The sequence below is a fragment of the Paenibacillus tyrphae genome, assembly GCF_000722545.1.
Taxonomy (GTDB): Bacteria; Bacillota; Bacilli; order Paenibacillales; family NBRC-103111; genus Paenibacillus_G; species Paenibacillus_G tyrfis.
This window is the reverse complement of the sequence record NZ_JNVM01000024.1, coordinates 169,029-179,847: the sequence shown is the minus strand read 5'-3', so window position 1 is coordinate 179,847 and position 10,819 is coordinate 169,029. Positions and strand designations below refer to the sequence as shown.

General features: G+C 41.2%; 7 protein-coding genes and 1 pseudogene. All 8 read left to right on the top strand.

Translation table 11 applies throughout. The features are described 5' to 3' along the window. Positions 1–586 (top strand): annotated as a pseudogene (locus ET33_RS26890) (IS3 family transposase); the annotation flags it as partial. 171 nt (positions 587–757) lie between these two features. Next, positions 758–1,030: a hypothetical protein gene (locus ET33_RS39525; RefSeq protein WP_036689525.1), complete on the top strand. Its 273-nt coding sequence runs from the start codon at positions 758–760 to the stop codon at positions 1,028–1,030. Positions 1,031–1,410: 380 nt separating this feature from the next. Continuing rightward, positions 1,411–2,934 carry an ATP-binding protein gene (locus ET33_RS26875; RefSeq protein ID WP_235206825.1) on the top strand — a complete coding sequence of 508 codons (1,524 nt, stop codon included), beginning with the start codon at positions 1,411–1,413 and terminating at the stop codon, positions 2,932–2,934. Between the two features lie 13 nt (positions 2,935–2,947). Beyond that, positions 2,948–5,680, top strand: coding sequence for a Z1 domain-containing protein (locus ET33_RS26870; protein WP_036689520.1), 2,733 nt, complete (start codon positions 2,948–2,950; stop codon positions 5,678–5,680). Continuing rightward, entirely contained in the window at positions 5,670–6,602 is a 933-nt protein-coding gene (locus ET33_RS26865; protein ID WP_235206824.1) for a PD-(D/E)XK motif protein, read from the top strand. The genes ET33_RS26870 and ET33_RS26865 overlap by 11 nt, the downstream gene beginning before the upstream one ends. 14 nt (positions 6,603–6,616) lie before the next feature. Further along, positions 6,617–8,695 carry an AIPR family protein gene (locus ET33_RS26860; RefSeq protein ID WP_036689515.1) on the top strand — a complete coding sequence of 693 codons (2,079 nt, stop codon included), beginning with the start codon at positions 6,617–6,619 and terminating at the stop codon, positions 8,693–8,695. Positions 8,696–8,711: 16 nt separating this feature from the next. Next, positions 8,712–10,433 (top strand): DNA cytosine methyltransferase, encoded by a 1,722-nt coding sequence (locus ET33_RS26855; protein ID WP_036689602.1) that lies wholly within the window; start codon positions 8,712–8,714, stop codon positions 10,431–10,433. Next, a complete protein-coding gene (locus ET33_RS37810; protein ID WP_081890520.1) occupies positions 10,333–10,755 on the top strand; it encodes a very short patch repair endonuclease in 423 nt (140 codons plus the stop codon). The genes ET33_RS26855 and ET33_RS37810 overlap by 101 nt, the downstream gene beginning before the upstream one ends. The last annotated feature ends 64 nt before the right edge of the window (positions 10,756–10,819 follow it).

Below are 10,819 nucleotides of genomic sequence, written 5' to 3'. Positions count from 1 at the left end.
ATTATGCAGATGGAAGGGCTGCGGTGCCGTGTTAAGATAAAGAAACGTAAAGCAACTGGACAACCTACTCATATCGCCGAACATCTGCTGAAACGTCAATTTCAAGCCGATGAGCCGATGCAAAAACTAGTAACAGATATTACTTATTTGCCATTTGGCGGGAAAACATTGTACCTGTCGAGCATTTTAGACTTGTTTAATGGAGAGATTGTGGCTTACAGTATAGCTGATAAGCAAGATACATCGTTTGTTCTGGACACGCTACACCAGCTCCCAGATCGACCTGGTATGATGCTGCACAGTGATCAGGGTAGCGTATATACGTCTCAGGCCTACCAGGATACTGTAGAAGGAAAAGGCATTACCATGAGCATGTCCCGCAAGGGAGCCCGCTGATAATGCCCCCATCGAATCGTTTCATTCCACGCTAAAGTCTGAAACGTTCTATCTCGAAGGGCTTACCTGTACAACGACGGCAATCGTTGAACAAACCGTTCGAGATTACATTAACTACTATAACTCAATTCGCATTCAAACGAAACTAAATAACCAGTCGCCGATTAATTTCCGACGACTGGCCGCTTAAACTTGCAAGGTGTTTTGATCCCTGTCTTACGAACGGGGGTCAGTCCCACCGGGACAACGCCTTTTTTTATTGCGATCCACCGTACTTCGAAACCGAAGGCCACTACGCGGTGGAGTTCCGCAAGGAAGATCATCAGCGGCTGAGGGATGCATTGGCGGCAAGCCAGGGCAAATGGCTGGTCAGCTACAACGACTGAGCCCACATTCGGGAATTGTATCAGGATTATACCATGAGGCGGTCAGCCGCCTGAACAATTTGGCCCAGCGCTACGACAGCGGTAGCGCCTATGCCGAGGTGCTGATCGCTAATTATGATACCGGGGAACGGCTACGGGAGAGGCCGACTCAACCGGGCTTGTTCGAGGAGTGGGCGGAGCAGGCCGACATTGCCATGCCTTCCCTGGAATGGATGAAACCCTATCAACAAGGAGGAACAAACTCATGAACATTATCGAAATGAAAAGCCGCGTTGACGGCTTAGGGCAGCTACCCTGCCGGCGCTACTTTTGCAGGACATGCAAGGGAGATTACGTTACGCTCACCTATGCCAGTTGCTCAGGGGAGATGGACAACACGTATTGCCAGTTTGTACTTTCTCCGGCAGGCATTCGCTTGGTCCCTGGCGGACAGCATGGGGAGGCCGTCCTTGCAAGCCTATTCTATTGCCCTGTGATTATACCATAGTTAACGAGTGATTAAAGCTTTTCGGGGGCTTAAAACCTTATATGTAAAAGAGACTATATATTCGGGCTACCATCTCAAGGAGGGTAGCATATGCTGTAAAAATCAGGTGATTTTTCTGGAAAAGAGCAGGATTATAGGCCTATGAAGTCGAATTTTAGCAGAGAATGGAATATTAAGATGGTTATCTTTGCTCATGTGAGTGTGAAAGGAGCTAGAATTTTGAAAATAGTATCCTTGCCTCCTAATGCCCCTGTTCTCATGGAAGCTACTCGAGCTATAGGGTATTCTCTGGAGACAGCTTTAGCCGATATTATAGACAATAGCATAACAGCAAATGCTACAAAAATAGATATAAATTTCTTTCCGATTGGTAGTCCGTATGTCGCGGTGCTAGATAATGGGATTGGAATGCACCAGGAAGAACTAATAAACGCGATGCGCTATGGTAGCCAAAACCCTTTGGATACTAGAACAGTTGCTGACCTAGGTAGGTTTGGACTAGGTTTGAAAACTGCATCAATGTCACAATGCAGGAAGCTGTCAGTTATTAGTGTGAAGAATGGAGCAGTGACGGGCGCACAGTGGGATTTGGATTTTATTGCAACTTCAAATGATTGGTCCCTGAAATTGTTGGGTGAAGATGAAATTCAAGCTTGCCCGCATATTAATGAAATAACTTCTAATGGTTCTGGAACTATAGTTCTATGGCAAGAACTTGACCGGCTTAAAGTTGGAGAATTAAGTTTTGATGGCAACATGGGTAAACATATGGATCGCGTTCGTGACCATCTGTCTCTCGTATTTCATCGGTATCTCTCTGGCGAAGCAGGCTTAAGAAAGATTCAGATATTTATTAATAAAGTACCATTGAAATCAGCAGATCCATTCTTAACTGGAAAGAGCACACAAGTAATGGATGAGGAAAGTATTACTATAGAAGGACAAAAAATTGTTGTGCGTCCGTATATATTGCCACATATTTCAATGCTTTCACAAGCAGAGATCAACATGCTTGGGGGAGAAGAAGGGCTTCGAAAGCAACAGGGATTTTACATATATCGAAACAAGCGGCTACTCGTATGGGGGACTTGGTTTAGACTTATGCGACAAGGGGAGCTTTCAAAGTTAGCCCGTGTAAAAGTGGATATTCCTAATTCATTGGATTATCTATGGACCTTGGATATTAAGAAGTCTGTGGCTGTCCCGCCAGAGGTTGTAAGGAAGAATTTAGCTCCAATAATTGAGAAGCTGGCGGGAAACAGCAGACGAACATGGACTTATCGTGGAAAGAAAGAAACGGAAGACTCAAAAATACACATATGGAATCGTATTAGGACCCGAGAGGGCGGTATTGTGTATGAGATTAATAGAGATTACCCATTAGTTGATTCTATGGGTGAAGCTATCGGAACGGAAAAAAACATATTAGAGCAGTTGCTGACACAGATTGAACGAGGTTTGCCGTTAAATCAGCTGTATGTAGATCTGACAAGTGATGAACGAGTAGTAAATGAGTCAAAGGCATCCAAAGGCGAATTATTTCCGCTTTTAAATCGATTATTTGCTGGCTGCAGAAATGATCAAGAGCGAAAAAAGATGGTAGAAAGATTGTCAGTTACAGAGCCATTTGACCAGCACACAGAGTGGCTATCTGAATTTCTTTAGGAGGCAATGTAAAATGCTAAGCCAAAACGCCCAAATGCTAGAACGATTCATATCTATTGCAATTAATACTAAGTTCCAAGTTGAACCTCCTACAGAGGAACAGTTCATGGATGAGGCTATAGCGTTGCGAGCCAATATGCCAGTATCTGATAAAGAGTTTGAGAAAATTATCAGAAATCTTAAAGCTACATTGCCAATTACAATGGATGTTGGTGTTTATATTACTGAGCAGAGCGGAAACCATCAATCATGGCTGCCTGCACGGCGTGCTGATCTCGATTTTTTCTATTGGAACCGCTATAGACGGTATTTGGAGGATAATAAAGGCTGGAATGTCCGTGTAACAGCAAATTTGGATATAGTATCTACTGAAATTGTAGATTTACTAGGTGACCCTAAGAGCAGTACTCCTTGGGAACGAAGAGGCCTGGTATTGGGGGATGTACAGTCAGGGAAAACAGCGAATTATACAGCAATTTGCAATAAAGCGGCAGATACAGGATATAAAGTGATTATTGTGCTAACAGGAACATTGGAGAGTCTGCGAAAACAGACTCAGGAACGATTGGACAAGGAGTTTGCGGGGAGACTGAGCAAAGATCTGCTGGGAATTAAAAAGCATGTGGTTAAAAATGTGTTCGATGGTGTTGGAAAAATCGATTCCAGTAAAAGAATATCTGCATTTACTACTGTTAAGTACGATTTTAATTCTACTATTCTAAATAGCAATGATCTTACTTTGAAAAACATCAGTGAGCCCGCGCTTTTCGTAGTCAAAAAAAATAAGTCTGTACTTAAAAATCTTGAAAGCTGGCTGACTTCAAACAATGCAGACAATAATGGAAAAATTGATCTGCCTCTTCTATTAATTGATGACGAGGCTGACAATGCATCGGTGAATACAAAAAAGGAGGACGAAGATCCGACAGCAATTAATGCTGCTATTCGTTCAATTCTAAAACGGTTTTATAAATCTTCCTATTTGGGCATTACAGCGACACCATTTGCAAACATATTCATAAACCCTGAGACGAACGATGAAATGGTGGGGGACGATTTATTCCCTAGAGACTTTATTTATGTGTTGTCTCCTCCGACCAATTATATTGGGGCAGATGCTATTTTTGGTACAAGTTCAAATTATAGCAACTGCCTGGTTGAAATTGATACTGAGGAAATTGATCAATTCTTTCCATTTTCTCATAAGAAAGATCATCCTGTTGATTCCCTTCCTCCAAGCATGTTAGAAGCGGTCGGTTTTTTCGTGCTTGCAAATGCGATAAGAGATTTACGAGGGGATACAAGCGAGCATCGTTCCATGCTTGTAAATGTAAGCCGTTTTACTGATGTACAAGTTCATATAAAAGATCACATTAACACATGGCTAAATCAAATGCAGTCTGATTTACGAAATTACGCGGCGTTAGATGAAAGCGAGACTTCGCGTATCCCTTCTGTGCAATTTTTAAAACGGGTCTGGGACAAACATAACTTAGCAAAAAAGGCAGGTGTTGAATGGATCGACTTGCAGCAGAACTATTTATATAAAGCAGCTTCTCCAATTGAAGTTCGTGCCGTCAACCAGAGAACCGGAGCGGCCAGTCTGGACTATTATAACCATAAAGAGCACGGTTTTAGAGTAATAGCAGTAGGAGGCAATAGTCTTTCTAGGGGGCTTACTTTGGAAGGACTATGTGTTAGTTATTTTTATCGCAATTCTCAGATGTATGATACACTTCTTCAAATGGGAAGATGGTTTGGTTATCGTCCAAATTACGATGATGTATTTAAAGTTTGGATGGCTGAAGATGCTATTGATTGGTACGGTTTCATAACTGAAGCAGCAAATGAACTGAAAATTGAAATCAGCAGAATGAATAGAATGCATCAAACCCCGAGTGAATTTGGACTAAAGGTTCGTCAAGATCCAAACTCCCTTATTGTAACGGCACGTAATAAAATGCGGTCAGGAACACCTGTAAGCAGGCCAATAACAGTAACAGGCAGGTTGCTTGAGACGCCGCGTCTTAAATCGAATCCAGAAGTGTTGGCAGCAAATGAGAGGGTCTTCAGGCTTTTTGTAGCGAATTTGGATAGTTTGGGATATGAAGTGAAGGATGGCGTGCGGCGCGGTAAAATGTGGTCGGGAATCAGCAAGGATGTGGTTTCGGATTTGTTGCGCAGTTTTGATACTCACCCTTGGCATTTGTCTTTCCAAGGGAAAGCATTGGCTGAATTTATTGACAATAGTCCTGAGCTTAACGATTGGGATGTCTTTTTGCCGTTTGGATCTGTTGATGATGAATTTGAACTCGAGGGTGCTAATGGACCCATAAAAATCAAGAGAGAAGAGCGATCAATAAAAGAAGCGGATGGAATGATAAAGATCTCAGGAACCAAAGTACGGGTAGGATCCGGTGGCAGTACAAGAGCAGGTCTTACAAAGAAAGAGATACAGGAGGCAGAAAATGCTTTTAGACAAGGAAAGAATATCAACAAGAAGAGCATTCCTGACAGCGCCTACCTGGCAATTGATAGAAAACCTATTTTAATGTTGCATGTAATTAAAAGGAAGCAAAAAGATAATGAGAAACCCAATAACAAAATTCCAGATACACTTTTTGCGATTGGAATAGGATTGCCTGGTGATGGTGTACTGCGAACAGCAAATTATGTCGTAAATGTGGTTGAATTGCGCAACTGGGTGGATTTCGATGATGAGGATGATGATGACGATGCTGTCTAATGAAGGCTTGATTAATAAGTGGAATCAATTGATTAGACATTCAAATGGCTATGTTAGAATTGATGCAGATCATCCGCTGGAATGGCACATTGGCTATGAGGGTATTAATCAACGATCATTATTGCTTGTGACTGCCAATGAGCCAATAGACGTGGAATCATCAAAGTCCATCCTTGTTTCATCTGCTAAAAGGGCAGACGGGAAATGGGCGCTTGTTTTTAAACTTATTCGTGAAGAACAGGAAGAGGTATATATTAAACTTTGCTATGATCTAATTGAATCTTCGCGAGGCCAGATCGATACACAAGATGGTATTGAATATGTTCTGAATCGGTACACTCAATGGTTCAAACTGTTGGAGCTCCAAAAAAACGGTTTGCTCAGCGAATCGGAAAGAAGAGGGTTGCTGGGCGAAATATGCTTCTTACAGCAGTTAATTGAAAAAGGAGATCCGCTCAGGGCTGTAAGTAGTTGGATAGGACCAGAAGGTGCGGATCAAGACTTTGTCGATGAAGCTGGATGGCATGAGGTTAAAGCTCCAGGTATTGGATCTAAAACAGTTTCAATTTCCTCGCTTGAGCAATTAGATGCGGAACTCCCTGGAGAGCTTATTTTGTTTTTAATAGATAAGACTGCGCCAAATGGAACAAATTCGTTTACCCTAAGCAGAAAAGTCGCTGAATTGCGAGAAATGGTTCAAAGCAACATTCAGGCACTTGACTTGGTAAATCATAAATTGCTGCAATATGGGTATATGGATATGGCTGACTATGAGAAGCAGTGGTATCGATTGGGGGGGACCCTGCGATATAGAGTGGATGAACAATTTCCGAGGCTTATTAAAAGTAATGTCCGATCTCAAATAGCTGCTGCTAGCTACCAATTAAGTATTCAGGCCATTGAGGATTGGAAAATTGATTAATAGTGGAGGATATTATGGAATTGCAAGAATTTCGAAAGGAGCTCTTGGAAGATGTGCGATCTACCGCGGCAGCATATGGAGAAGGCTCAAGCGCTGCCTTTGTTGGTATTGTTTCCAATTATTTGATAAATGCTGAGGTTTTACCGGACTTTGAGCCAGCGTTTTTTATTGGCACTGGCTTGCGCAATCGCAAGTTGCGGATTGATGGATATGCATTAGACGATTTTGATTATACAATGAATCTAATAGTTGCTGATTATGTTGGTGAGGATAAAGAGAGAACACTTACGCGATCAGAGGCGGAACAAATTTTTGAGTGGCCTATTCGATTCTTGGACGAGGCATACAATTATAATCTTCACGAGAAAGTAGAGATTAGCAGTTCAGCAGCAGACTTGATCGATATTTTAAGAAACAATACGGATCGAATTCGTAAATTTCGTGTTTTGCTTTATACAGACGGATTTATGAGTGGTAGAATTGAAAGCTTTCCTATCAGAGATTTTGAAGGGGTATCTGCTGAGTTTCAAATATGGGACGTTGAGCGGCTCTATAAAATGTTCCTCGCAGATTCTGGACGTGAGAATATTGAAATAGACTTTACGCAGTATTCGGCACAGGGCATACCCTGCTTGGATACTAGTAACTATGGCGAAGATTCCTACCGCTGTTTCCTGGGTGTAATTCCAGGTACAGTAGTGGCTGATGTATATGATCGTTATGGAGCACAACTATTAGAAGGAAATGTGCGATCTTTTCTTAGTACAAAAGTAGCTGTAAATAAAAAGATAAGGGAAACGATACTTAACTCACCGCGCATGTTTTTCGCGTTTAATAATGGCATATCTGCAACAGCTGCAGAAGTAACAATCGAAAGTACGTCCGAAGGGAAGTTTATTACTTCCGTAAAGGATTTTCAAATAATCAATGGTGGACAAACAACGGCCTCTTTATCTAATGCCCGTTATAAGGATAAAGCCGATCTTAGCGCTATCAGCTTGCAGATGAAATTAACGGTAATTAATGCAGATCTAGACGAGACTCATAATCTTATGCAGAAAATATCGCGATCATCAAACAGTCAAAACAAGGTAAGTGATGCTGATTTCTTCTCGACTCACCCCTTTCACATTCGTATGGAGCAAATATCAAGAAGACTCTTCGCGCCAGCTATAGGCGGAGCACAGCATGATACTCACTGGTTCTATGAACGCGCAAGAGGGCAGTATTTGCAAGCTCAGATGCGCATGACTAAAGCTGAGCGCAATCGATTCTTAACCCAAAATCCTAAGCATCAATTGATTACTAAGACCGATTTAGCGAAAGCGCGGAACTCATGGCGTGGTTTGCCTCATGCGGTAAGCAAAGGGGCACAATCGAACTTTAATGAGTTTGCACAATGGGTTGATGATGAGTGGTCATTGTCAGACGAATCATTTAATGAAAGATATTTTCAGGAGTCACTGGCCCTTTATATTCTATTCAAGCATGTAGAAAAGCTGGTTACAAAGCAGACATGGTATGAACAAGGATATCGCGCTAATATCGTTACGTACTCTATAGCGCTATTGGCGCACCTAATCAAGAAGCAATACCCGACAAACACTCTTGATTTGCAAATTATTTGGAACAGACAAGAAGTTCCAGAATTAATCACGAACCAGCTAAGCAAGCTGTCCAAACTAGTGTTGGATTCCATTACAGATCCTTCTAGAGGAATTGCCAACGTAACTCAATGGTGCAAACGAGAGGCATGCTGGAATCGAATAAAAGAGCAGGATATTTCACTGGATACAGGCATTGAGACATTACTTATCGATGTAAACAATGCTAAATCAGAAGCCAGAAGGGCGCGCAAAGATCAAAAGATGGTGACAGGCATTGAAGCCCAAACAAAAGTGGTTAATTATGGGGCTGATTATTGGAAAAGAGTACAGTTATTTGTTGCCGAAAAGAAAATTCCCTATCATACTGAGGCGGAATCACTAAAAATAGCTTGCCAAATGCCTGCGAAGCTGCCAAACTCAGTACATAGCCAAAAGTTGCTTTCTTTACTAAGTAAGGCTGTGTCTGAGGGTTGGAAAGAGGATTGAAATGAGGTGTGCTACTTTGTATAGAGTGTTGGATTTATTTGCAGGGGCAGGCGGAATGAGCTTGGGGTTCTTGCAATCAGACAGATTTGAAATTGCTGCGGCAGTAGAAAAAAATGAAAATGCTCAAGCAACATATATGCGAAACCATGAACATACCGCTATGCTAAGTGATATTTTGGATATTACTGATTATGACATGTTTCAACATGAGTATGGAGATTTTGATGTAGTTGTAGGGGGGCCTCCATGCCAGGGGTTTTCAAATGCCAATCGGCAAAAGAACCATATAGTAAGCCAAAATAATAGTCTTGTTAAAAAGTATGTAGAGGTCATACTAAACCTTAGACCGAAGGCTTTTGTTATGGAGAATGTGCGTATGCTAAAGTCTGAAATTCACCGTTTTTATTGTTCTTATAATGATGGTTTTGAATTTGAGCGTTTGGGCTTAAGTATTCATAATGAAACCATTTGCCTTCTCAATGCTGAATGTCCTGTATCGGATATCAATCAGTATTTGCTTGACTCTCAAATAGTTGATGAATTAATATTGCCAGAAAAAGCTTTCTATGCTTTGCGAATGTTCCTCAAGAATTCCAGCAATGAGCAGGAGCGGGAAAGAGTCTTGGAGAAAAAAGGAAAGCAATGTATCAAGATAATCGCTTTATTGCCTGCAAGAAGCCCTGAAATATCAAGGGAGTATGTTAATTTTGAACAAACTGCCTTAAATGTTTTTATAGATTTTGCTGGGGGAGAAATAACATTTGAAGAAGCAGTGCCATGGATGACTTCTTATATTAATGTTCAGCGATTAATGTTGCATACGAAAGAGTTGTTGGACAATAACATTATTGTTGATTCCTTAAGGGTAGAACCGAGGGGAGTATACGTCAACGTAAAATCATATTCAGTATTCGACTATATTAGCAAAAAATTAGGAGAGTCATATGATATAAGCGATAATGTACTTAATGCTGCTTGGTTTGGTGCCCCTCAGCTAAGAGAAAGATATATAGCACTGGGAATAAGAAATGATCTAGGTATTCAGTCCGAATTGCCTGCCGCGGAGTTTAAACCGGCAGAATTTCGTACCGTCTATGATGCAATATCGGACCTGGAATCAGTTGCTCCGAGCTTTAACATAGAAGATGCGCCTATTAATCTGAACAACGAATATCAAGCAACTGCATTAACGGTACAGCTTCGCAATTCTGTCGTATTGACCAATCATATTGCAACTGAGACACGAGAGAAGGCTAAGAAACGATTTAAAGCGTTGCAGCCTGGTCAGAACTTTCATGATCTTGATCGCAGTTTAATTGAAGATACTTATACAAGACCGGAAAGAACTCAAAATTCTATATATTTACGTCTGGAGTATGAAAAGCCCTGTGGAACTGTTACTAATGTACGGAAGTCGATGTGGATACATCCTGTTATTGATCGAGCGATAAGTATTCGTGAAGCAGCTAGGTTACAGTCTTTCCCAGACAGCTTTGTGTTTGTAGGTACAAAAGACTCGCAATATCAGCAGGTAGGGAATGCTGTTCCTCCAATAATGGCTAAAGCTATTGCATTGAAACTTGCCTGGTTGCTCGATTTGTGCAATCTAGCAAGCGATGAGCAAGGAGGCCTTGCAAATGGTGGATTCATTAACAACAGAGCAGCGGCATCAGATGATGTCAAAGATTCGATCAAAGAACACGGTTCCAGAAATGATCGTAAGGAAGTATCTGCATAGCAAAGGTTTTAGGTATAGACTACACGATAAAAAATTGCCTGGTAAGCCCGATGTTGTTCTGCCTAAATATAAAACAGCTATTTTTGTTCAGGGATGCTTTTGGCATGCGCATAAGGGATGTAAATATTACTGTTCTCCTAAATCAAATACCGAGTATTGGTTGAAAAAGATCGAGGGGAATATTTTGCGTAACCAACTTAACCAGCAAGCACTCAAAAAGATGGGGTGGAATGTAATTATTGTATGGGAATGTGAGTTGAAGAGAAGCGCTGAAGATAGATGTTCGAATCTAATTAAACAAATATTAAATTTACCTTGTTGAAGCGGTCAAGAATAAATCGATTAGAAGCTCGCCTCAAAAAATTCATAGATTATTTAGGAATAAT